Origin of the sequence: Pseudonocardia sulfidoxydans NBRC 16205, from assembly GCF_007989085.1 — a bacterium.
Lineage (GTDB): Bacteria > Actinomycetota > Actinomycetes > Mycobacteriales > Pseudonocardiaceae > Pseudonocardia > Pseudonocardia sulfidoxydans.
Map to the genome: position 1 here is coordinate 1 of NZ_BJVJ01000089.1, position 21,605 is coordinate 21,605.

A 21,605-nucleotide genomic window follows, 5' to 3' on the forward strand; every position below is an offset into this window, starting at 1 on the left:
GGCCCGCCGACGGACGCCCAGCAACCCCAACCGGCGACCGCGCGCCGAAATCGGAACCCCGCGAGGTCGCGCCGCGCGTCGTCGGCCGGTGTGCGACCGCGGCGTCGCACACCTCTTCGTGCCGCCGCACCCCGTGCAGGGGTCAGATGTCCAGGATCTGGTAGCGCATGCGCGCCATCATGTTCTCGGCGCCGGCCTGGACGCCGGTGCCGGTGAAGAGCTCGTCGATCCGGCCGGGGAGGTCCTCGGGGTCCCAGCGCTTGCCGTCGTTCTTGATCTCCGCGACCGAGGTGAAGGGCTGGAAGATCTCGACGCTGTCGCCCTGCACCCCGAACACCTTGCCGCTGATGTGGTTCGAGGCGTCGGAGCACAGGAACGCCACGAGCGGCGCGATGTTCTCGGGCGCGAAGAAGTCGAACTCGCCGCGGGCGAGGGCCTCGTCGCGCTGGTCGCGGAACTCCTGCGGCATGAGGTCGAGGGTCATGCGGGTGAGCGCGGTGGGGGCGATGGCGTTGCTGGTGATGCCGGCGCGGGCGCCTTCCTGGGCGACGATCGTCGAGAAGGCGGCGATGCCTGCCTTCGCGGCACCGTAGTTGCCCTGGCCGAAGTTGCCGAGCAGCCCGGAGGTGGAGGCGGTGTGCACGAGGTGGCCGCCGCGCTTGTTCTCGCGCCAGTACTGGACGGCGGCGCGGGTGGGGAGGAAGTGGCCGCGGAGGTGGACGCGGACGACGGCGTCCCAGTCGTCGTCGCTCATCTTGGCGACGGTCTTGTCGCGGAGGATGCCCGCGTTGTTGACGACGGCGTCGAGCCCACCGAACTCGTCGACGGCCGCGCGGACGAGGGAGTCGGCGACAGCGGCGTCGGCGACGTCCCCGCTGACGGCGACGGCGCGACCGCCTGCGGCCTCGATCTCCTTGGCGACGGCCTCGCCGGCTTCGGGGTCGAACTCGGCGACGACGACGGCTGCGCCCTGCGCGGCGCACTCCAGCGCCTCACCGCGTCCGATTCCGCGTCCCGCTCCGGTGACGACGACGACCTTGGCATCGAGAAGTCCCATGGTCGGGATACTAAGCGGAAACGGTCAGCGCTGACCGGGTGCGGATGCTCACACGCTTTTGCCTGGTAGAACCATGATCCGCGAGTGGTCAGGGTACCCTTACCGCGTGGCCGACGCGTCGAAGTTCCAGGTCCTGCTCCGCGACCAGATCCGCAACGAGTTCACCGCCAGCCAGCAGTACACGGCGGTCGCGGTGTTCCTCGACGACGAGGACCTGCCACAGCTCGCCGCGCACTTCTACGCGCAGGCGCTCGAGGAGCGCAACCATGCGATGGCGATGGTGCAGTACCTGCTCGACTCGGGGAACCGCGTCGTCATCCCGGGGGTCGACGAGGTGCGCAACGACTTCACGTCGGTCAAGGACGTCGTCGCGCTGGCGCTGGCACAGGAGAAGGACGTGACCGCGCAGGTCACCACGCTCGCCCGGACGGCCCGCGACGAGGGCGACTACCTGGGCGAGCAGTTCATGCAGTGGTTCCTGAAGGAGCAGGTGGAGGAGGTGGCGTCGATGACGACGCTGCTGACCGTGGTGAAGCGGGCCGGCGAGAACCTGTTCCACATCGAGGACTTCGTGGCGCGCGAGATGGCACGCACGGGCGCCGTCGACCCGTCCGTACCGCCCGTGGCGGGCGGCAGGGTCTGAGCCGTACCGCCACGGGCGAGCGAGCGCTCAGCGCAGGGTGACCTGTTTCCCGGCGAGGGCGTCGCGGGCGCGGCGCTCGGCGTCGGTGGGCGGGGTGTCGTCGAGGCCGGCGAGGGCTTCGTCGAGCCGGGCGGCGAACGCGGCGACGGGGGCCGTCCACTCCTTGGGGTGGAGGTCGCGGTCGAGGTCCCACACCGGGACGAGCAGCCCGTGCGCCCGGAAGGAGCCGAGGTAGCGGGCGTCGTCGGAGAGGGCGAGGCCGTCGCCGGCCTGCAGGCGGGCCATGGCGGCGAGCAGCCGGTCCTCGGGCTCGGGGCGGACCCAGCGGATGTGGGCCTTGGAGCCGGTGTCGACCCAGTAGGCGGCGCGGACACCGTCGGCGACGACGGGTTCCGTCGGCATGATCACCGAGTTGGCCCGCTCGAGCATCGCGGTGAGCTCGGGCGCGAGCTCGCCGTCCTGCTCGGGCACCCACCAGCCGAAGTCCTGGTGCATGGTGAGGTCGAGCGTCGCGCCGGGGTCGAGCAGGTCCTGCAGACGGACGGGGTCGCCACCGAGGCCGGGCCCGACGACGGGCAGCGACTCCCCTGCCTCGGCCTGCTGCGCCCAGCGGACGGCGCGGGCGACGTCGGCGGAGAGGTCGCCGGAGCGCGTCTGCACCTGCATGCCGATCATGATCGAGCCGTCGGCGCGGACCAGCGCGGCCGAGGCTCCCGGCAGCACCGAGGTGACGGTGACGGGGCGCTCACCCTTGTCCCGCAACGGGAACGGGGCGGTGGCGGAGGGCAGGAACTCGCGCATGGCGACGAGGTCGGCTTCCGCGGCGAGGCCGTCGAACGGGCGGATGACGATCACGTCGTCGCCGGCTCCGTGGCAGACCTTGTAGCGCTTGCCCGACCCGCAGGGGCAGGGGCGGCGGGGGTTCTCGCCCGGGGCGCTCGCGGCGGCGGCCCGGTTGCGTGTCTTCTTGGCCATCAGGGGTCAGACCGTAGCGAACGGCACCCGGCGCAGGTCAGTCGCCCGCCCGCACCGTCACCAGGGTCTCTCGGACGGGCGCGCGGACCGGCCCGAGCAGCAGCGACAGCGCGGCGACCCGCTCGGCGGTGAGCACGGCGACCGCGGCGGCGACGAGGTCGACGAGCGCGTGCAGGACGACGCCGTCGGCGCGGGCCTGGACGCCGGTGCGGAACGACAGCGCGAACACGGTGACCGCGAGGACGACGCCGACCGCCCAGACCGCCCACCACACGAGCAGCTGCCGGGACAGGCGGGGTCTTTCGTCGGCGGGCCGGTCGAGGGCGCCGTGCTCGATCTCGGCCAGCACGGATCCGGGAACCGACAGGTTCACGACCGGCACGATCCAGCCGACGACGATCTCGCGCACCGACCGCGACGGCACCCGGCCCGCACGTTCGGCGGCCGCGCGGGAGGCCCTGACCGACCAGCCGACGACGAGCAGCCCCGTGAGCAGGCCGAGGATCGTGACGAGCCAGCCGGCGCCGGCGACGAGCATGTCCGACGCCGACACCACGCCCGCCGACAGTGCTCCCGACCTGCTCATGACGAGCAGCACGTAGCGCCAGATCTCGGCGCCGGCGGCGAGGAGCGCGACGGCGGCGGTGGCCCACAGCGCGGGGACGAGGGTCTGGGCGAGGGCGCGGGCACGCACCCAGTCGGCGACGGGTTCGGGTCCGGTCTCGCGCAGGAACGGCAGCGCCGGGAACCCCCAGCGCGGGACGCCGCGGTAGGACGGCGGGCCGGTGTAGGGGCGCCGCGGGCGCTCGGCGGGTGGGGGGCCGGCGCCGGGTGGGGGCGTCGCGACCCAGCGCAGCGAGGCACGCTGCCGCGCGCAGTACGGGCAGGGCCCCCAGCCGGGGGCGACGGGCCGGCCGCACGACGGGCACGCGACGGGCCCGGGCGGCAGGGCGCGCGGCGGCACCGGCGGAGGCATCCCGTAGTGCGGGTGTCCGGGGTGGGGCGGGCGCGCCGCGGGCGGCGGGCCGTAGGGCGGCGGCTGCGGTACCGGTGGGGCCACCGGGGTGTGCGGCGGCCACCCGCCCGGCTGGGGCGGACCGACCGCCGTGCCGGGTCGGGCGGGGGGAACCGGTGCGGCGTCCTGCCACGTCCGTCCGGCCGGCCGTGGCGGCCACGCGGGCGCGGCGGGCCACGCCGACGACCAGGCAGGACCGGGAGTACCGGGCCCGGTCTCCGATGCGGCCGCGGGCCACGCAGGCGCGGCCGCCGGGTCTGACACCACTGGTCCCGGCACCGGTCCCGGCTTCGGGTCCGGCTTCGGGTCCGGTTCTGCGCCGGGCAGCGACGCCGGCGGACGCGCGTCGTCGGGGACCCCGGCGTCGGGGTCCTGCGGCGCGGGACCGTCGGGCACGGGTGTCGGCGTCAGACGATCTCGGGCGCGCGGTCGCCGTCGGCGACGACGGGACGGCCCTGGGCGGCCCAGTCCTGCATGCCGCCGTCGACGTTGACCGCCGGGTAGCCCTGGCCGACGAGGTAGGCGGTGACCCGTGCCGAGCGCCCGCCGGACCGGCAGACGACGTAGAGCGGGTCGGAGTCGGGGATCTCGGAGAGCCGTCCGGTGAGCTCGGACATCGGCAGGTGCCCGGCGGTGGGCGCGTGCCCGGCGTTCCACTCGTCGGCCTCACGGACGTCGAGCAGGGGAGCGTCGGCCGGCAGGTCGGCGACCGCGACGGACGGGATGGGACCGGTCATGTCGCCGATCCTCGCACGCCCGGCGTCAGCCGCAGGTGAGCGCGGCGAGCACCGTCACCCGGTCGGCGCGCAACCTCACTGTTCGGACATCGTTGCCGGACGACCGTGGGGTTGCGCCCGGCACCAGCCGGCACGCCGGCGAGGACTCAGTCGCGGAACCGTGCGGGGCCGTCCTCGGCCGCGTCGGCGCTGAGGCCGAGCCGTTCCGGTGCGTGCAGGCGCAGGAGGAGCTGGTCGGCATCGGCGGGACGTTCGCGACGGTTCGCACGGCTGACGAGGATCATCGTGAGGAACGCGAGTGGCACGCTGACCACGGCCGGCCGGTGCAGCAGCGTGCCCAGCAGCCCGGTGGAGGCCGCGCCCGCGAGGCTGGCCGACACCGCGCCGAGGGCGACGGTCCCGCCGACGGCCATCCCCCACGTGGCGCCGCGGGCGGTGAGCCCGCGCCACCAGACGCCGAGGACGAGCATCGGGCAGAACGTCGACGCGGCGACGGCGAACACGAGCGCGACCGACTCGGTGAAGTCGAGCCGCGTCACGAACAGTGCCAGCAGGATCGGCACGGACGCGGCGAGCAGCGTCGAGATGCGGACGTCGCGGAGGCGGCCGCGGAGCACGTCGGTCGAGAGCACGCCCGCGACGCTGGACAGCAGCCCCGACGACGTCGACAGGAACGCCGACCAGGCCCCGGCCGCGACGATGCCGCCGAGGATGGTGCCGGCCCAGCCGTTGCCGAGGACGGCCGTCGGCAGCAGCAGGACGGCGGCGTCGGTCTCGCCGGACACCAGCAGCTGCGGGGTGTAGAGCCGCGACAGCGCACCGAGCAGCGTCACGAGCAGGTAGAAGGCGCCAAGCATGCCGAGCGCGACGACGGCGCTGCGGCGCGCGGCCCGGCCGTCGGGGTTGGTGTAGAAGCGGCCCAGCACGTGCGGCAGGCCCATCGTGCCCAGGAAGGTCGCGATGATCAGCGAGTAGACGGCGAGCAGGCCGTAGCTGTTGCCGTCGGCGAACGGGGTGAGCCAGCCGGCGTCCTGCACGGGCGCCCCCTCGACCACGGGCACGGGCGCGCCGGCGTCGAAGTCGAGACGGGTGCCGGACTCGACGGTGTGCGTCCCGGGCTGCCAGGTCACCGGCCCGTCGACGGCGGCCCCGTCGACGTGACCGGACGCGCGCAGGGCCAGCGGAGCCTCGGTGCGCAGGACGACGTCGGTGGTGACGTCGACCGTCGTGGCCTGCGAGAACGAGGGCGGCGCCGGCCGGTCGAACGTCTTGTCGTTGCCGAGGAAGAACATCAGCGCGATGACCGCGGGGATGGCCAGGGCGGTCAGCTTGAGCCAGTACTGGAACGCCTGCACCAGCGTGATCGCCCGCAGCCCGCCGAACGCCACCGTCACCGCGATCACGACGCCGGCCGCGACGACGCCGACCCACTGCGGCAGCCCGGTCACGAACGCGATCGTCAGGCCGGCGCCCTGCATCTGCGGCAGCACGTACAACCAGCCGACGACGAGCACGAACACCGTGCACACCCGCCGCAACTGCGCCGACCCGAGCCGCGCCTCGGCGAAGTCCAACGGCGTGTAGGCGCCGGAGCGGCGCAGCGGGGCCGCGATGAACAGCAGCAGCGCCAGGTAGCCGGCGGTGAACCCGACGGGGTACCAGAGGGCGTCGACACCGTCCTTGAGGACGAGCCCCGCGATCCCGAGGAACGACGCCGCCGACAGGTACTCCCCCGAGATCGCGCCGGCGTGCGCGGCGGTGCCGGAGGTGCGGGAGGCGACGAGGAAGTCCGACGTGCTGCGCCTGCGCACGCCGTACGCGCCGACCAGCGCGGACGCGACGGCGACGAGGACGATGGCGGCGACGGCCGCGAGGGCGGCGGCGTTCATCGGCGGTCCGCGGGGTCGCCTGCGCGGTCCGGCGAGAAACCGAGGCGTTCGGGGGCGTGCAGGCGCAGCAGGATGCGGTCGGCGTCGGCGGGCCGCGACGCCCGGGTCCGCCTGCTGACGACCACCATCGTCAGGAACGCGAGCGGGACCGTGACCGCGGCGGGCCGCTCCAGCAGCACACCCCCCACTCCGCCAGGGGCGACGCGCAGCAGCGTCAGCACCGTCGCGACCGCGGCCGCTCCCCCACCGACGAGCACCCCCGCGATCCCGCCCGCCGGGGTGAGCCCACGCCACCAGATGCCGAGCAGCAGCAACGGACAGAACGTCGACGCCGCGATGGCGAACACCAGCGGCACCGTGAGCGCGAGGTCGAGACGCGGCACGGTGAGCGCCAACGCGATCGGCACCAGCGCGGACGCGACGGCGGCGAGCCGGAAGTCGCGCAGCCGCCCGCGCAGCACGTCGGTGAACAGGACGCCCGCGAGGCTCACCACGAGTCCCGACGACGTCGCCAGGAACGCCGCGGCCGCGCCCGCCGCCACCAGCCCGCCGACGAGCCAGCCCAGCCAGCCGCCGCCCAACGCCGCCGACGGCAGCAGCAGGACCGCCGCGTCGGTGTCACCGGACACCAGCAGCTGCGGCGTGTAGAACCGCGACATCGCCCCCAGCAGCGTCACGAGCACGTAGAACGCGCCGATCATCCCCAGGACGACGACCGTCGTGCGACGGGCGGCCCGACCGTCGGGGTTGGTGTAGAAGCGGACCAGCACGTGCGGCATCCCCATCGTGCCCAACGCGCACGCCAGCAACACCGAATAGATCTCCAGCAGCCGCCCCGGCCCCGAGCCCGACAACGGTGCCAGCCATTCCCGGTCCGTGCCCGGGCTGCCCTGCGCGGTGGGGACGGGTGTGTCCGCGGCGAACGTCAGCGACGTCCCGCTCAGCACCGTGTGGACGCCCGGCTCCCAGCGGACGGGCCCGTCGACAGAGCTGCCGTCGACGTCGCCGGTCGCGGTCAGCGCGAGCGGCTCGATCACGTCGAGGACGACGTCGGCGTGCACCGCGACCGTCGTCTCCGCGGTGAACCGGGGCGGGGCCGGGCGGTCGAACGAGTGGCCGTCGAACGCGAAGAGGGCGACGATCACCAACGCCGGCACGGCGAGCGCGGTCAGCTTGATCCAGTACTGGAAAGCCTGCACGAACGTGATGGACCGCATACCACCGCCGACGACCGACAGCACGACGACGATCCCGGCGCCGACGACCCCGCTCCACGGCGGCAGCCCCGTCAGCACCGTCAGCGACAATCCCGCGCCCTGCAGCTGCGGCAGCAGGTACAGCGCACCGATGAGCAGCACGAACGCCGAACACACCCGACGCACGCCCGCCGACCCCAGCCGCGCCTCCGCGAAGTCGGGCACCGTGTACGCGCCCGACCGGCGCATCGGCGCCGCCACGAAGATCAGCAGCGCCAGGTAGCCGGCCGCGAAACCGATCGGGTACCACAGCGCGTCGACACCCTCGCGCAGGATGAGACCCGCGATCCCGAGGAACGACGCCGCCGACAGATACTCCCCCGAGATCGCACCCGCGTTCACGACGGGCCCCACGGTCCTGGACGCGACGAGGAAGTCCGACGTCGAGCGGGCCACCCGCACACCGAGCGACCCGATGATCGCCGACGCCACGGCGACGAGCCCGATGGCGACCAGCGCGACGACCGCGGACGTGCTCACCCCGGCTCAGTCCTGCACGTGGTCGGCGAACTCCTGCTCGACCTTCTCCGCGGAACGGGTGTGCCACCAGCCCAGCAGCAGCAGGAACGGGTAGACCAGCACCCCCAGCAGCAGCCACGGCAGACGCAGGCCCAGGATGTCGACCCGGCCGATCTCCGGGAACAACGCGAACAGCGCCGGCAGCGAGCCCAGCGCCAGCACCGCCACCGCCGCGACGCGCAGCGCGAGACCCAGCTGGTTACCGATCAGGTTGGAACGCAACAGGTCGCCGACCGACGTCAGGTCCTGCACGTCCTGGACCGTCCGCACCGAGCGCTGGTTCTGCCGGCGCTCCGACAGCACCACCCGCACACGGCCCGACGCGTGGTCGATCTGACCGGTGGCCGGGTAGGGCATGGTCTGCTCGACCGCGGAGACGCCGTCGGCGAACGAGAGGTGGTCCGGGTCGTCGTCCCCCGCTCTCGCCGAGGCGTCCTCCGACTGGGCATCGGGACGCGGTGGCGTCGCGTCGTCGAGGTCGGCCGCGGGCCCGGAGTCCGCCGACCACAGGACCTGCGAGTCGTCGTCGTCCTCGGTGGCGACGAACCCGACGTCGTAGTCGTCGTCGTAGTCGGGGGTGTCCTCCGAGTATCGCGGGCCCGGAGCGGTCCGCTCGTCGAGGCGGGGCTGCTCGGCGGTGACGGCGTCACCCCGCTGCGCGACGAACTCCGCGACCGTAGACGCCGCGGCTGTGGGCGGCGGTGTTCCTGTGGGCGGCGGTGTTCCTGTGGGCGGCGGTGTTCCAGTGGGCGGCGGTGTTCCAGTGGGCGGCGGCGTTCCAGTGGTCGGGGCAACCGGGCCCGGCGGGGTCGCAGGCGGCACAACGGGCACCGGGGGCGGCGCCACCGGCCGCGAGCCCGCGGGCGGCGACTCCGCGTGGCGCGCGGGCGACGTCCGCGGCGGCGCGGGCGCCCGGCTCGGCAGCGGGGCCGGCGGCGGACGCAGGCCCGCCGTGTAGCCGACCCCACCGTCGCTGCTGTACGGATTCGGCGAACCGGCGCCACGCGCCCGCGGCGCCGCCGGACGCGCCGGCGGCCACTGCCGCTCCTCGACCTCCGCCGCGGTGACGGGACGGGGCTCCTGCGGCTCCGCGGGCTGCGGCTCGGCCTGCTCGTCGCCGGGCGCCTCGCCCCGCTCGCGGCGCGCGTGCCGCCCACCAGGACGGCTCGCGGCCTCCCGCATCCGACGCTGGATCTCGGCGTTCACCCACGCCGGACCGGAATCCTCGACACCCAACGACTGCCGGGGCACCCCGGCATCCGCCTCGCGCACGTCGTCCTCGGTCCGGGCCCCGCCACCGGACTCAGGGGGCCCCGACGACACCGACGGCGCACGGCCATCGGTGTACGTGCTCACCGCGCGACCTCGCCGGAGCTCGGTCGGCGCTTCGCGCCAGCGCTGTGCCGACGGGTCACTCGCTGCCGCTCACTCCCGGGGAGGCTCTCGTTCACGGTGACGTCACCGCTGGCTCCAGGCCTGCTTCGTGGCGCGGACCAGGCGGTCCTTGAGCTCACGGGTGTGCCGGCGGCTGACCGGCAGCTCGGCCGTCTCCGGGCCCGAGCCCACGCGCACGACGTAACCCGATCCCGACAGCCGCAGCTCGGTGACCAGCGGCAGCGCCACGAGGAACGACCGGTGGATACGGACGAAACCGGCGTCGCGCCAACGGTCCTCCAGCACCGACAGCGGGATGCGGACGAGGTGGCTGCCCTCGTTGGTGTGCAGCCGGGCGTAGTCACCCTGGGCCTCGACGTAGCGCACCGCCGACCGCGGCACGAGCTTCGTGGTGCCCGCGAGCTCGACGGGGATGACCTCGTCCTCGCCGCTCTCCTGCTGCGCCGGCTCGGCGGGGCCGGAGGCGCGGCTGGCCAGGATGCGGTCGAGCGAGGCGGAGAGCCGCTCGGAGCGCAGTGGCTTGAGCAGGTAGTCGACCGCCCCGACCTCGTAGGCGTCGACGGCGCGGTCGTCGTGCGCGGTGACGAACACGACCGACGGCGGTGTGGCCATCGACGAGAACACCCGCGCGAGCTCGAGACCGTCGAGGCCCGGCATCCGGATGTCGAGGAAGACCACCTCGACGTCGGTGCGCTCGGCGACGCGGGTGCCGGTGGCGGGGTGTGTGACCCCCCGGCCGGGGACCGGCGCGACCTCGCGGGCTCCCTGGCGGTTGTTCAGGATGCGGAGCGCCTCTGTCGCGTCCGAGGCCTTCAACACGGTGCCGACGCGGCTGTCCTCGTTGAGCAGGAATGCCAGTTCTTCGAGAGCGGGTTCCTCGTCGTCCACAGCGAGAACGACCAGACCTCCGGAACTGTCGTTGCTGTCCACGATCTCCTCATCCTGCGTGTCCGGCGCTCCCGGCAGGGTGACGCCCGAACGATCACGCGCCCACCCCGCCGACTATGGTGACGGTGAATCGACCGGAGTGCCAGGGGGCCGTCCGATCGGTACCCGATGAGTACCGATACCGATCGGATCCGATCGACCACACCGAGTCATAGACCGTACCGCGCCCAGAGCGCGCGTATCTCGGCCGCCTCGGCGATCCCCAGCAAAGAGTTCACAGGTGAGAACGTCGCCGCGGCCGCGGGCGCCCCGATCCCGAGCCTCGCGAGCAGTGGCCTGCGCGACTCCACGGGAACGATCTCGGCATCCGGGAAACGCTCGGCGAGCACCCCGCGCGGCGTCCCGAGTCCGTCGACGAGACCCGTCCCCAGGGCCCTCGCGCCCGTCCACACCTCACCGGTGAACAGGTCACTCTCCGTGTTCAGACGGTCACCGCGGCGCTCGGTGACCCAGGCCTTGAACATGTCGTGCAGCTGGTCCTGCAGGCCCCGCAGCCACGCGACGTCGTCGGGCCTCTCGGGCAGGAACGGGTCGAGCCGCGACTTGGACTCGCCCGCGGTGTGCAGCCGGCGCTCGACGCCGAACCGCTCGATCAGGCCCTGCAGCCCGAAGCCCGCGCTGATCACGCCGATGGACCCGACGATCGACGTCTCATGGGCGTAGATCTCGTCTCCGGCGCAGGCCAGCCAGTATCCGCCGGACGCGGCGACGTCCTCGCAGAAGGCGAGGACGGGCACCTTCTTCTCGTCGGCGAGGCCGCGGATGCGGTCGGCGATGAGCGCCGACTGGGTGGGCGCCCCGCCGGGCGAGTTGATCAGCAGGGCGACGGCGGCGAGGTTCTCAGGTGCGAACGCGCGCTCCAGGACCTTGTCGAGCGAGGCCGCGTTGAGCACCGACCGCGGCACCGGACCGGCCTGCGGGGTGATGACTCCGTGCAACCGGACGAGGGACACGACGCCCTTGTCGGAGCGGTCGCCGAGCTTGCCGGGGAGGCGCGACGCGATCTTGTCGGGGATGCGCAACGTGTCCATACGACCACCGTACGCGGAACCGGCCGTCCACCCAGTGGGACGGATCCGAGGGCACCCGAACGATCAGGCGCGGATGCCGACGCGGAACTTCGGGACCCTCAAAGTGATCTTCATCCCGGCGCCGATGTTCGTGTCGACGACGAGACCGAAATCATCCCCGAAGGCCGACCGCATCCGGTCGTCGACGTTGCCCAGGCCGACGTGCGCGCCGGAGAGATGGGCGTCGTCGAGATCCTCGGTGAGCCGCGCCGGGTCCATGCCGACGCCGTCGTCCTCGACGATGATGACGCACTCGGAGCCCGCGTTCTCGGCCGTGATGGTGATCGTGCCGCCCTGCGGCTTACCCGACAGGCCGTGCCGCACGGCGTTCTCCACGAGCGGCTGCAGCGCCAGGAACGGCAGGACGACGTTGAGCACCTCGGGCGCGATCTGCAGCTTGATGTTGAGCCGGTTGCCGAAGCGGGCCTTCTCCAGCGCGATGTAGCGCTCGATGTTGGTGAGCTCGTCGGTCAGCGTCGTGTACTCGCCGGCGGTGCGGAACGAGTAGCGGGTGAAGTCGGCGAACTCGATGAGCAGCTCGCGGGCCCGCACGGGGTCGGTGCGGATGAACGACGCGATCGTCGTCAGCGCGTTGTAGACGAAGTGCGGCGAGATCTGGGCGCGCAGGGCGCGGACCTCGGCGCGGGCCAGGCGCTGGCGCGACTCGTCGAGCTCGGCCAGCTCCAGCTGGCTGGAGACGTAGCGCGCGACCTCGGCGGTGGCCCGCAGCAGGACCGGGCCCGCGGTGGCCGTGGTGAGGGCGGCGAGGGTGCCGACGATCGCGCCGTCGGTCTCGAGCGGCACGACGACGATGCCGCGCACCTCGCAACCGGGATGGTCGCAGGAGATGGAGCTGTGCGAGGCGACCTGCTGGCGGCCGGTGGAGATGACCTGGTCGGCGAGGGTGACGACGTCCGGCTCGTGCTGGTCGGCGTCGCCGTCCCAGGCGAGGGTGTTGCCCTTGGCGTCGGTCATGGTCAGCGCGCAGGTGTCGAGCAGGACCTTCAGGTACGGCAGGGCGAAGTTCGCCGAGTTCGGTGACAGGCCCTCCCGCAGCGCGGGGGCTGCCAGGGCGACGGTGTGCAACGTCGCGAAGGTGGCGCGCTCGAGCGGGGTGGCGAAGGTGTTGCGCCGGGCGCGACGCAGCTGCAGGAACAGCACGACGAGCAGGACGATGATGACGACACCGACGAGGACCAGCAGCGCTGTCGGCGAGCTCAGCAGCTCTCCCACGACGGCTCCCTCACCTCACCAGCCTGGACAGGCGCCGGTCGGCGAGCGGTTTGCCTCCGGTCTGACAGCCGGGACAGTACTGGAACGACCTGTCGGCGAAGGACACCTCCCGGACGGTGTCGCCGCAGGCGGGGCACGGCAGGCCGGTGCGGGCGTGCACGCGCAGCCCCGACCGCTTCTCGCCCTTCAGTTCGGCGGCGCCCTGGCCGACGGACCGTTCGACGGCGTCGCTGAGCACGGACTGCATCGCCTCGTGGAGGGCGTCGAGCTGCTCGGGCTTGAGGCGTCCCGACACGGCATAGGGCGAGAGCCGTGCGGTGTGCAGGATCTCATCGCTGTAGGCGTTGCCGATCCCGGCGATGGTCTTCTGGTCGACGATCAGGTTCTTGATCCGCTCGGTGCGCCCGGTGAGGATCTCGGCGAGCTCGTCGCGGCCGAGGGCGAGCGCGTCGGGGCCCAGGCGGGCGATGCCCGGTACCTCCTGCGGGTCGCTCACCAGGTAGACGGCCAGGCGCTTCTGGGTGCCGGCCTCGGTCAGATCGAACCCGGGGCCGCCGACGGCGTCGAGGTGCACGCGCAGGGCCAGCGGGCCGCGGCCGGGCTTGGGCGGGGCCGCCGACGCCTGCTCGTGCCAGCGCATCCACCCGGCCCGCGACAGGTGCGTGATGAGGTCGAGCTCCTCGCCGGGCCGGTCGTGGAACTCGACGGACAGGAACTTCCCGTAGCGCGCCGCCCCCGTCAGGACCCGGCCCGCGAGCGCCGACACCGGTGGGTCGAACGTCTTGAGGACGCTCATGCTCGCGATGTCGACCCGCGCGACCGGGCGGTAGATCGCGTGGTCGCGCAGGTGCTGGGCCAGTGCCTCGACCTCGGGGAGCTCGGGCACGTCAGTTCACCGGTTGCAGCGGACTGTCGGAGTGCCCGGGCGTCGCACGCGTGCGGAGGCTGCGGACGACGACCCGCATCTCCTCCTTGGCCCGCGAACGGCCGCGCACCATCCCGGACCAGTGCTCGGCCGGGAGATCGGCGTCGTAGCTGCCCTCGGTCTCGGCGACGATCGTGTACGGCCGCCGCAGGTACCAGCGGAACGGGAAGAACAGGATGGCGAAGGCCGCGATGAACCACAGGTAGAAGGGCACGGAGACCAGCGACGGCTTCCAGAAGATCAGCACGACCCAGAACAGCAGCAGCGACGACAGGATCATGATCGCGGCGCCGCGGCCGCCGTCGACGTCGTGCTCGAACTCGTCGCCGACCGCGGGCGTCGACCACTCGATGTTCATCCGCACCGACCAGCTGCGCCCGTCGGCCCCGGCGACCGTCCTCGATGCCATCGTCCCCGCCGTTCCCGCAGTTCGTCCCTACCGACGCCACTATCCCACGCGCGCGCAACGCGGGGTGATCATCGACGCGGGATCGGCGCCGGTCAGCCCGGTCCCGGTCAGCGCGGTTCCGCTCAGCGCGGTCCCGATCAGCGCAGTTCCGATCAGCGCAGGGACGAGTTGCCGCAGGCCGCGGCCACACCGCTGCGGTCGGGCGCGTCGGGCGCCAGGACCTGGGTGACGACGAGCTGCGCGGGCACCGTGCCGTCGTTGCGCATGAGGTGGGCCTGCGCGTCGGGCACGAAGACGGCGTCGCCCGCGCCGATGCGCTGCGGCGCGCACTCCTCGGCCGTCTGCACGGTCACCTCGCCGCTGTTGACGATCGTCGTCTCGAAGCCGGGGTGGCGGTGCCAGCCGGTGGACTCCCCGGGGGCGAGCTCGACGGTGCGGACGGAGACGTCGGCGGGGCCGAGCGTCGACATCTGGATGCGCGCGGGGAGGGTGCCGCGGCCGACGTCGGCGGTCCCGGTGGGGAGGGGCGGCGGGGCCTGTGCGGCGGCGACGGGACTGGCCGCGGGCGGCGGGGGTGGCGCGTCGTGACCCAGCTGGCCCGGCTGCGCACAGCCCGCGAGGAGCAGGCCGGCCAGGACGACGAGCGGGGCGATCGATCTCGCCGAGCGGCCGAACCTCGTCAACGCCAACCTCCCGAGGGCCTGTCACGTGCACGCCGAGGGTAGTGCCCGTCACCCTGGGTGCTCCGCACCGGGCCGGTGCGACCCTGTCGGCGCCCGGCGTGGCGCAGGTCTCAGGGACGGCGGGGACGAAAGCCACCGTCCCGGGTGAATCCGACTTGCCGACCGGCAGGTAAGAGGAGCATGGTTGCCCCCAGCAACTTCTTGCGTGTTACAAGCAAAGTATTGGTAAAGGATCGAGGGATGCGGCCGTGACGAGCGCAGCGATCACCACGACCGGGCCGACGGCGGACCTCGCCGGCGACCCGGCACCGGGCGACCCCGCGATCATCCCGAGCCCCACCCGCAGCGGCGATCTCACCGACGACCTCACCGACGACCTCGCCGTCGCCGACGCACTGGGCTACGAGCTCGCCAGGCTGTTCCGCCTGGTCCAGCGCAACAGCCGGGGATCCGGACCGGCCGACCTCGACCGGGCCACCTTCCACGTCCTCGTGCACCTCGCCTCCGCCGACGGCCCCCAGCGGTCCGCCGACCTCGCCGGCGCCCTGTGCACCGACCCCTCGACCGTCAGCCGCAGGGTCGCGGCACTGGTCAAGCAAGGACTCATCGAACGGCGCGCCGACCCCGACGACGGCCGCGCCAGCCTGCTCGCCGTCACCGACGACGGTCACTCCGCACTGGAGCAGAGCCGCAGGCACAAGGCCCGCCTCGTCGCCGAGGTCCTCGGCGCGTGGCCCATGGAGAAGCGGCAGGCGCTCGTCACGCTGCTCGCCGACTTCTGCACCGACTTTCAACAGCACGAGCTGCAGGCGGCCACACCCGCCCGCAGGCACTGAGGGGGAATCCGATGTCGACCGAGGCCGTCGCGCCGCAGCAGAAGGCTGCGGGTGCGTCCGCCCCGCCGGAACGCAGCTCCGGCGAGCTCAGCCACAAGCAGATCGTCACCATCCTGGTGGGTCTCGCGCTGGGCATGTTCCTCGCCGCGCTCGACCAGACCGTCGTCTCGACGGCCATCCGCACGATCGCCGACGACCTCGGCGGGCTCAGCCTCCAGGCCTGGGCCACCACCGCGTTCCTGATCACGGGCACGATCACGACGCCGCTCTACGGCAAGCTGTCCGACCAGTTCGGGCGCAAACCGCTGTTCCTGTTCGCGATCTCGATCTTCATCGTCGGCTCGGTGCTCTGTACCTTCGCGACGTCGATGTACTCCCTCGCCGCGTTCCGCGCGGTCCAGGGCCTCGGCGCCGGTGGTCTGTTCACCCTCGCGCTGACGATCCTCGGCGACATCGTGCCGCCCCGCGAGCGCGCCCGGTACCAGGGCTACATCCTCGCCGTGTTCGGCACGTCGAGCGTCATCGGCCCGGTCATCGGCGGCGTGCTGTCCGGCCAGGCCACCATCGCCGGCATCGACGGTTGGCGCTGGATCTTCCTGGTCAACGTGCCGATCGGCGCCGTCGCGCTGGTCGTCGTGGCCAAGGTGCTCAACCTTCCGCACACCAAGCGCAGCCGGCGCATCGACTGGCCGGGCGCGATCTCCCTCGCGATCTGCCTCGTGCCGCTGCTGATCATCGCCGAGCAGGGCCGCGAATGGGGCTGGGGCTCCACCAGCGCCATCGTCTGCTACATCGTCGGCGCCGTCGGCCTCGCGCTCTTCCTGGTCGCCGAGCGCTTCTACGGCGAGGACGCCCTCGTCCCGCTGCGGCTGTTCCGCAACGCCGTCTTCTCGGTGACCGGTGTCGCCGGCTTCGTCATCGGCATGGGGATGTTCGGCGGCATCGTGCTGCTCCCGCAGTTCCTGCAGATCGTGCACGGCGCGACCCCGACCGAGTCCGGCTTCCTGATGCTGCCCCTGGTCGCGGGCATCATGGTCGCCTCGATCCTGTCCGGCCAGATCACGTCCCGCACCGGCAAGTACAAGATCTTCCCGGTCATCGGCACCGCGCTGATGGTCGGCGCGATGCTGCTGCTGCACTTCCGCGTCACCGTCGACATCCCGCTCTGGGAGCTCGACCTCTACATGGCGATGCTCGGCCTCGGCCTCGGCAGCTGCATGCAGACCCTCGTGCTCGCCGTGCAGAACGCCGTCCCCGCCCGCGACATGGGCGTCGCCACCGCGTCGTCGACGTTCTTCCGCCAGCTCGGCGGCACGCTGGGTGTCGCGGTGTTCCTCTCGATCCTGTTCTCGACGGTCACCGACAAGATCAGCGACGCCTTCGGCGCGGCCCAGTCCGACCCGACCTTCATGGCCGCCGTCGCCGACCCGGCCGTGCAGGCCGACCCCGTCAACGCGCCGTTCTTCGCCGCCCTCAACGGCGGCGCCGACACCTCAGGCGTGCTGAACGACTCCTCGTTCCTGCAGACGATCGACCCGCGACTGGCCCGGCCGTTCCTCGAGGGCTTCTCCAACTCGATGACGCTGACCTTCCTCATCGTCGCGTTCATCCTCGTCATCGCGTTCGTGCTGGTCCTGTTCATCAAGGAGCTGCCGCTGCGCACCATGTCCGGCGCCCAGGCGCGGGCGATGGAGGAGGCCGCGGGTGAGGGCGCGTCGGTCGGTGCCGTCACGCCCACGCCGCTGGAGGCGGAGGCTGCGCCTTCCTCTCCTGCTCCGACTGCTGCCTCCGCGAACGGCAACGGCAACGGCAACGGGCACAACGGGAACGGCCTCGCCTCCGGGACCGTCGCGGCCGCCGTCGCCGCGGCGGCCAAGGGCAACGGGCAGGGCAGCAGGCACGCCCTCCGGCCCGAACCCGGCGCAGCCGACCCGTCGGTCACCGCCCCGATGCCCGTCGCCGCCACGTCGACCGACGGACCCGGCGACGGGCCCGCCATCGAAGGCACGGTCCGCCGCGCCGACGGCGCCGGGCTCGCCGGTGCGGTCGTCACCGTCACCGAACCGACGGGCCGCCAGGCCGCCCGCACCACGTCCGACCAGGCCGGCGAGTACCGGATCGGCGTCCCCACCGGGGGCACCTACCTCGTCGTCGCCGCGTCCGGGGCGTTCCAGCCGCACGCCGCGATGGTCGCCGTCGCCGACAGGGCCGTCCGCCACGACGTCACCCTCGCCGGTGCCGGTGGGCTGCGCGGGGTCGTCCGCGTGACCGACGCCCAGGGCCAGACCCGGCCCGTCTCCGGCGTCGCAGTCACCCTGATCGACGTGCAGGGCAACGTCTCCGCCGCCACCGTGTCCGACGACCTCGGCCGCTACCTGCTCGCCGGCGTCCCCGACGGCCAGTACACGCTGACCGCCGCCGGAACCGGCTACCAGCCCGTCGCCACCAGCGTCGTGCTGCCCGGCGGCAACGAGGTCGTCCAGGACGTCGAGCTGCCCCGGCGCGCCCGGCTGCTCGGGACCGTCGTCGCCGGCTCCACCGGCCGCGGCGTCCCCGAGGCACTCGCCACGCTGATCGACCCCAGCGGCAACGTGGTCGGCTCCACCGTCACCGACGCCGACGGCACCTTCGCCTTCGACGACCTCGCCGAGGGCACCTACACGATCACCGCGAGCGGCTACGCGCCCACCGCGTCGGTCGTGCAGGTCACCGCGGGTGGCGCCAGCACCACCGAGATCGCGTTCGCGGCGCCCGTCGTCGCGGGCTCAGCCCCGGCGGCTCCCGCTGTCGCCGCGCAGGAACCCACCTCACTCGGGGCACCGCCGCCCGACCTGCCCGCGGTGCCGGAGGAGCCCGGATCGCCGACCGGCGGGCGGCTGCGGTGACGGCGGCCATCAGCGGGACCCTCACCACACCCGACGGCTGGCCCGTCGGCGGCGGGATGCTCACCGTCGTCGACGGGACCGGGATCCAACGCGGACGTGCCGCCGCCCGCGAGGACGGCGGGTTCGTCCTCGACGGCCTCGACGTCGGCACCTACACGGTGATCATCGCCGCCCCGGGCCACGAGCCCGCCGCGCGGACCGTCACCGTCACCGGTGCCGCCCCGGCGGCCCTGGGCGTCGTCGAGCTGCCCCGCGTCGGCGGGCGGGTCCTCCCCGCCCCCGGCACGTGGCAGATCGACCCCGTCCACTCCAGCATCCGCGCGACGGCCATGCACCTGGGGCTCACCCCGGTGCACGGCCGGCTGCGCCGCTTCGACGGCCGCATCCAGGTCGCCGACCCGCTGGAGAACAGCTCCGTCGAGGTCGTCATCGACCCGAACGGCGTCGACTCCGACGACGACACCCGCGACGCGCACCTGCGCAGCGCCGACTTCCTCGACGTCGACGTCCACCCGGAGATCCACTTCAAGAGCGACGGCCTCACCCGCCGCGACGCCACCCACTGGCGCGTCGACGGGATCCTGACGCTCAAGGGCGTCAGCGCCGCCGTCCCCCTCGACGTGACCTACCGCGGCAGCGGCCCCGACCTCTGGGGCGGCACCCGCGCCGGCTTCTCGGCCACCACCGAGATCTCCCGCGACGACTTCGCCATCAGCTGGAACCAGTCCGTGCTGGCCGGGGTCCTCGCCGTCGGCCGGACGCTGCGGATCGACATCGACATCCAGGCGTTCCGCACATGACCCTGTGAGTGGCGATAGTCGCTATAGCGACTATCGCCACTCACAAGGGTTCCTCACGAGAAATCCAGCGTCGGGGTCACCACACCCTCCAGCGCGAGCAGCCACTCCTTGGCCGGCAACCCACCGCCGAACCCGCCCAGGACCAGCTTCCCGCCGCCCGCCGACGCCAGCACCCGATGACACGGCACCACCACCGGCACCGGGTTCGAACCCATGATCGACCCGACACCCCGCGCAGCCGTCCAACTCTCCTCGAACGCCCCCGACATCTCGGCCAGCTCCCCGTAGCCCACGACCCGCCCGTACGGCACCCGCTCGAACAAGGTCCGCAGCACCGTCAGGCGCGAACCACGCATGCTGCGCCAGTCGACCTCCAGGTCGAACACCCTGCGGCGGCCGTCCAGGTACTCGGCGAGCTGCGTCGCCACGTCACGGGTCCGGGCCTCGTCGACGACCAGCTCCTCCCCCAACATCGCGGCTAACGCCCGCAGCGACTCGCCGCCGACCCCCCAGCCGACATGAGCCACCGCCCCGTCGTCGGCAACAGCACAGGTCAACGCCCCGATCGGCGCCGGAGCCGGAACCGTCGTCCACGCGAGCACGTCACCCTCCCGAGGGAAGTACCTGTCGCACGACGTGACCCGTTCGGCCCAGCGTCGTTGATCCGTTCGTTGCTCCCCAGCGACGGCAGCCCGGGCGGCGGTCACCGCCCGGGCACCGGACTCACTCGCCGGCGACGCCCGACCCCACCTGGCACGACACTCCGGTGCCCCCGATGCCGCAATAGCCGTTGGGCACCTTCGCCAAATACTGCTGGTGGTAGTCCTCCGCCCAGAAGAACGTCCCCAGCGGCGCGATCTCCGTGGTCACCGGCCCGAAATGCGCCAGCCGCAGCGCCTGTCCGTACGCCGCCGCCGACGCCTCCGCCTGCTCCCGCTGCACCTCGCCCGCCCAGTAGACCGCCGACCGGTACTGCGTCCCCCGGTCGTTGCCCTGCCGCATGCCCTGCGTCGGGTCGTGGCCCTCCCAGAACGCCTTCAACACGGTCTCGTACGTGATCTCGGCGGGGTCGAAGACCACGAGCACCACCTCCGTGTGCCCGGTCAGGCCCGAGCACACCTCCTCGTACGTCGGGTTCTCGGTGAAACCGCCCGCATAGCCGACGGCCGTCGACCACACGCCCGGCGTCTGCCAGAACATCCGCTCCGCACCCCAGAAACACCCCATACCGACGACGGCGGACTGCAGGCCGTCGGGGAACGGCGGCACGATGCGGTGCCCGTTCACGAAGTGCGCCTCCGGCACCGCCAGCGGCGTCGCCCGGCCCGGGAGCGCCTCCTCCGCGGTGACCATCCGCGACGTGTCCCGACCGAAGAGCCCCATCGCCCCAGGCTACGCCCGGCACATGCACCTGGCGGCCGCTCCGGATGCGCCGCAGGGGAAACCCGGCCCCGCGATCAGTGCGCTGCGCCTCCGACAGCCGCCCGCGACGGCGGCGGAACCCGGGCCGCTGATGGTGCAGCCGGCGGAGAACGGCTACACCAGCCGACACGACCCGGGTGGACACGCTCCGCGCGTGAGCAGCCCCGCGGTCCGGTCGCTCCACACGGGAGCGGCCCCGTCGGCGCGTCCGGTCGGCCCAGGCGCTCCGCGCGCGAGCAGCCCGTCGGCGCGCGGGTTGTTCGATCAGCGCCTGACCTGGGGCGCGGGTGCCGATGATGAGCGTCGAGCGCCGATCACAGAAGCCACGCGCCGCGGTCCGGTCGCTCCGCGCGCGAACCCCTGCTCGTCCATCATCTGGTGAGGGGGCAGCCTCGGCCCGACCCTCCGCCGTCGTCCACAGGCACGGGACCGGCTCCCGGGTCAAAGCCTGCGGCCCCGGCTCGACCGGATGGGTCGCTCGGTGCCTCCCGGCAGCCCAACGCGTCAGCATCCCCGTCAGCGCGCAGGTTCTCCGATCGCCGCGTCAGCTGAAAGCTGCGCGTCGGCCACAAGACCGACGCGCCGACCGTCGAACCTGCACCTCCCGCGCGCGGACCGCTCCGCCGGGCTGCACCCTCAGCGGCCCGGGAGTGGCGTGCGGCTGTGGGTCGCCGCGCGGCATATCGTGTCGTTGCACGACTTCTCCTGTCGTCCCCCACCCACCAGACCACGCGCCGAAGGCGAAGGCCGCGTGCCGCCCCCGGAACTCGCGCGGCCGGCCCGCACTCGCGCAGGCGCCGCCTACCCGCGACGGAGCGCCGACAACCAAGTCGCCGCGCGCACTTCGCAGTCGTCATGCTGCCGGTAGGACGCGTGCCGGTGCCCAGCCCGGAGCAGCGACCGCACAA

19 protein-coding genes are annotated in these 21,605 nt (G+C 73.1%); 4 read left to right on the forward strand and 15 right to left on the reverse strand.

Translation table 11 applies throughout. The features are described from left to right. Nucleotides 1-142: 142 nt before the first annotated feature. Nucleotides 143-1,057, reverse strand: a complete 915-nt coding sequence (locus tag PSU4_RS26865) for an SDR family NAD(P)-dependent oxidoreductase (RefSeq protein ID WP_147114348.1) — start codon at nt 1,055-1,057, stop codon at nt 143-145. 73 nt (nt 1,058-1,130) lie between these two features. On the opposite strand from PSU4_RS26865, the gene PSU4_RS26870 reads away from it, so the two are divergent. Beyond that, nucleotides 1,131-1,700 carry a ferritin gene (locus PSU4_RS26870; protein ID WP_147114351.1) on the forward strand — a complete coding sequence of 190 codons (570 nt, stop codon included), beginning with the start codon at nt 1,131-1,133 and terminating at the stop codon, nt 1,698-1,700. Between the two features lie 27 nt (nt 1,701-1,727). On the opposite strand, the gene PSU4_RS26875 is transcribed toward PSU4_RS26870, so the two are convergent. The 12 genes from PSU4_RS26875 to PSU4_RS26930 all read right to left on the reverse strand — a co-directional run bounded on the left by PSU4_RS26875 (nt 1,728) and on the right by PSU4_RS26930 (nt 14,754). Beyond that, complete coding sequence (locus tag PSU4_RS26875) at nt 1,728-2,675, reverse strand: DUF5926 family protein (RefSeq protein WP_147114353.1); 948 nt, start codon at nt 2,673-2,675, stop codon at nt 1,728-1,730. Between the two features lie 37 nt (nt 2,676-2,712). After that, nucleotides 2,713-3,639 (reverse strand): DUF4328 domain-containing protein, encoded by a 927-nt coding sequence (locus PSU4_RS26880; protein WP_186817204.1) that lies wholly within the window; start codon nt 3,637-3,639, stop codon nt 2,713-2,715. A gap of 458 nt (nt 3,640-4,097) precedes the next feature. Beyond that, on the reverse strand, nt 4,098-4,427 hold the full coding sequence (locus tag PSU4_RS26885) for a rhodanese-like domain-containing protein (RefSeq protein ID WP_147114359.1): 330 nt from the start codon (nt 4,425-4,427) through the stop codon (nt 4,098-4,100). A 146-nt stretch (nt 4,428-4,573) separates the two neighbouring features. After that, a complete protein-coding gene (locus tag PSU4_RS26890; RefSeq protein WP_147114362.1) occupies nt 4,574-6,316 on the reverse strand; it encodes a sodium/solute symporter in 1,743 nt (580 codons plus the stop codon). Then, nucleotides 6,313-8,052, reverse strand: a complete 1,740-nt coding sequence (locus PSU4_RS26895; RefSeq protein ID WP_147114364.1) for a sodium/solute symporter — start codon at nt 8,050-8,052, stop codon at nt 6,313-6,315. Before PSU4_RS26895 ends, PSU4_RS26890 begins: the two co-directional genes overlap by 4 nt. A gap of 6 nt (nt 8,053-8,058) precedes the next feature. Next, nucleotides 8,059-9,447, reverse strand: coding sequence for a hypothetical protein (locus PSU4_RS32025; RefSeq protein WP_222596414.1), 1,389 nt, complete (start codon nt 9,445-9,447; stop codon nt 8,059-8,061). A 102-nt stretch (nt 9,448-9,549) separates the two neighbouring features. Further along, nucleotides 9,550-10,416 carry a LytR/AlgR family response regulator transcription factor gene (locus tag PSU4_RS26905; RefSeq protein ID WP_147114367.1) on the reverse strand — a complete coding sequence of 289 codons (867 nt, stop codon included), beginning with the start codon at nt 10,414-10,416 and terminating at the stop codon, nt 9,550-9,552. Between the two features lie 167 nt (nt 10,417-10,583). Beyond that, nucleotides 10,584-11,465 carry a S49 family peptidase gene (locus PSU4_RS26910; protein ID WP_147114369.1) on the reverse strand — a complete coding sequence of 294 codons (882 nt, stop codon included), beginning with the start codon at nt 11,463-11,465 and terminating at the stop codon, nt 10,584-10,586. Nucleotides 11,466-11,528: 63 nt separating this feature from the next. Further along, nucleotides 11,529-12,737: a sensor histidine kinase gene (locus PSU4_RS26915; RefSeq protein ID WP_147114372.1), complete on the reverse strand. Its 1,209-nt coding sequence runs from the start codon at nt 12,735-12,737 to the stop codon at nt 11,529-11,531. 10 nt (nt 12,738-12,747) lie between these two features. Further along, complete coding sequence (locus PSU4_RS26920) at nt 12,748-13,623, reverse strand: Fpg/Nei family DNA glycosylase (protein ID WP_147114375.1); 876 nt, start codon at nt 13,621-13,623, stop codon at nt 12,748-12,750. Between the two features lies 1 nt (nt 13,624). Further along, on the reverse strand, nt 13,625-14,071 hold the full coding sequence (locus tag PSU4_RS26925; protein WP_147114377.1) for a hypothetical protein: 447 nt from the start codon (nt 14,069-14,071) through the stop codon (nt 13,625-13,627). A 152-nt stretch (nt 14,072-14,223) separates the two neighbouring features. Continuing rightward, nucleotides 14,224-14,754: a cupin domain-containing protein gene (locus PSU4_RS26930; RefSeq protein ID WP_147114380.1), complete on the reverse strand. Its 531-nt coding sequence runs from the start codon at nt 14,752-14,754 to the stop codon at nt 14,224-14,226. A 248-nt stretch (nt 14,755-15,002) separates the two neighbouring features. On the opposite strand from PSU4_RS26930, the gene PSU4_RS26935 reads away from it, so the two are divergent. Genes PSU4_RS26935 through PSU4_RS26945 form a run of 3 tightly spaced genes read left to right on the forward strand, consistent with a single transcriptional unit; the run spans nt 15,003 to nt 19,275 of the window. Further along, on the forward strand, nt 15,003-15,590 hold the full coding sequence (locus tag PSU4_RS26935) for a MarR family winged helix-turn-helix transcriptional regulator (protein WP_186817205.1): 588 nt from the start codon (nt 15,003-15,005) through the stop codon (nt 15,588-15,590). An 11-nt stretch (nt 15,591-15,601) separates the two neighbouring features. After that, on the forward strand, nt 15,602-18,475 hold the full coding sequence (locus tag PSU4_RS26940) for an MFS transporter (RefSeq protein ID WP_147114385.1): 2,874 nt from the start codon (nt 15,602-15,604) through the stop codon (nt 18,473-18,475). Further along, on the forward strand, nt 18,472-19,275 hold the full coding sequence (locus tag PSU4_RS26945) for a YceI family protein (protein ID WP_147114388.1): 804 nt from the start codon (nt 18,472-18,474) through the stop codon (nt 19,273-19,275). Before PSU4_RS26940 ends, PSU4_RS26945 begins: the two co-directional genes overlap by 4 nt. Before the next feature lie 53 nt (nt 19,276-19,328). Here PSU4_RS26945 and PSU4_RS26950 read toward each other — a convergent pair whose 3' ends face one another. Together PSU4_RS26950 and msrA are read right to left on the reverse strand one after the other, a co-directional pair. Then, nucleotides 19,329-19,802 (reverse strand): methylated-DNA--[protein]-cysteine S-methyltransferase, encoded by a 474-nt coding sequence (locus PSU4_RS26950; RefSeq protein ID WP_246115373.1) that lies wholly within the window; start codon nt 19,800-19,802, stop codon nt 19,329-19,331. A 196-nt stretch (nt 19,803-19,998) separates the two neighbouring features. Then, nucleotides 19,999-20,658, reverse strand: coding sequence for a peptide-methionine (S)-S-oxide reductase MsrA (msrA, locus tag PSU4_RS26955; protein WP_147114393.1), 660 nt, complete (start codon nt 20,656-20,658; stop codon nt 19,999-20,001). Nucleotides 20,659-21,605 lie beyond the last annotated feature (947 nt).

Excerpts from the sequence above, each read along its gene's own strand:
- PSU4_RS26865 (WP_147114348.1), bottom strand. The coding sequence starts at position 1,057 with ATGGGACTTCTCGATGCCAAGGTCGTCGTCGTCACCGGAGCGGGACGC.
- PSU4_RS26870 (WP_147114351.1), top strand. The coding sequence starts at position 1,131 with ATGATCCGCGAGTGGTCAGGGTACCCTTACCGCGTGGCCGACGCGTCG.
- PSU4_RS26875 (WP_147114353.1), bottom strand. The coding sequence starts at position 2,675 with ATGGCCAAGAAGACACGCAACCGGGCCGCCGCCGCGAGCGCCCCGGGC.
- PSU4_RS26885 (WP_147114359.1), bottom strand. The coding sequence starts at position 4,427 with ATGACCGGTCCCATCCCGTCCGTCGCGGTCGCCGACCTGCCGGCCGAC.
- PSU4_RS26890 (WP_147114362.1), bottom strand. The coding sequence starts at position 6,316 with ATGAACGCCGCCGCCCTCGCGGCCGTCGCCGCCATCGTCCTCGTCGCC.
- PSU4_RS26910 (WP_147114369.1), bottom strand. The coding sequence starts at position 11,465 with ATGGACACGTTGCGCATCCCCGACAAGATCGCGTCGCGCCTCCCCGGC.
- PSU4_RS26925 (WP_147114377.1), bottom strand. The coding sequence starts at position 14,071 with ATGGCATCGAGGACGGTCGCCGGGGCCGACGGGCGCAGCTGGTCGGTG.
- PSU4_RS26940 (WP_147114385.1), top strand. The coding sequence starts at position 15,602 with ATGTCGACCGAGGCCGTCGCGCCGCAGCAGAAGGCTGCGGGTGCGTCC.
- msrA (WP_147114393.1), bottom strand. The coding sequence starts at position 20,658 with ATGGGGCTCTTCGGTCGGGACACGTCGCGGATGGTCACCGCGGAGGAG.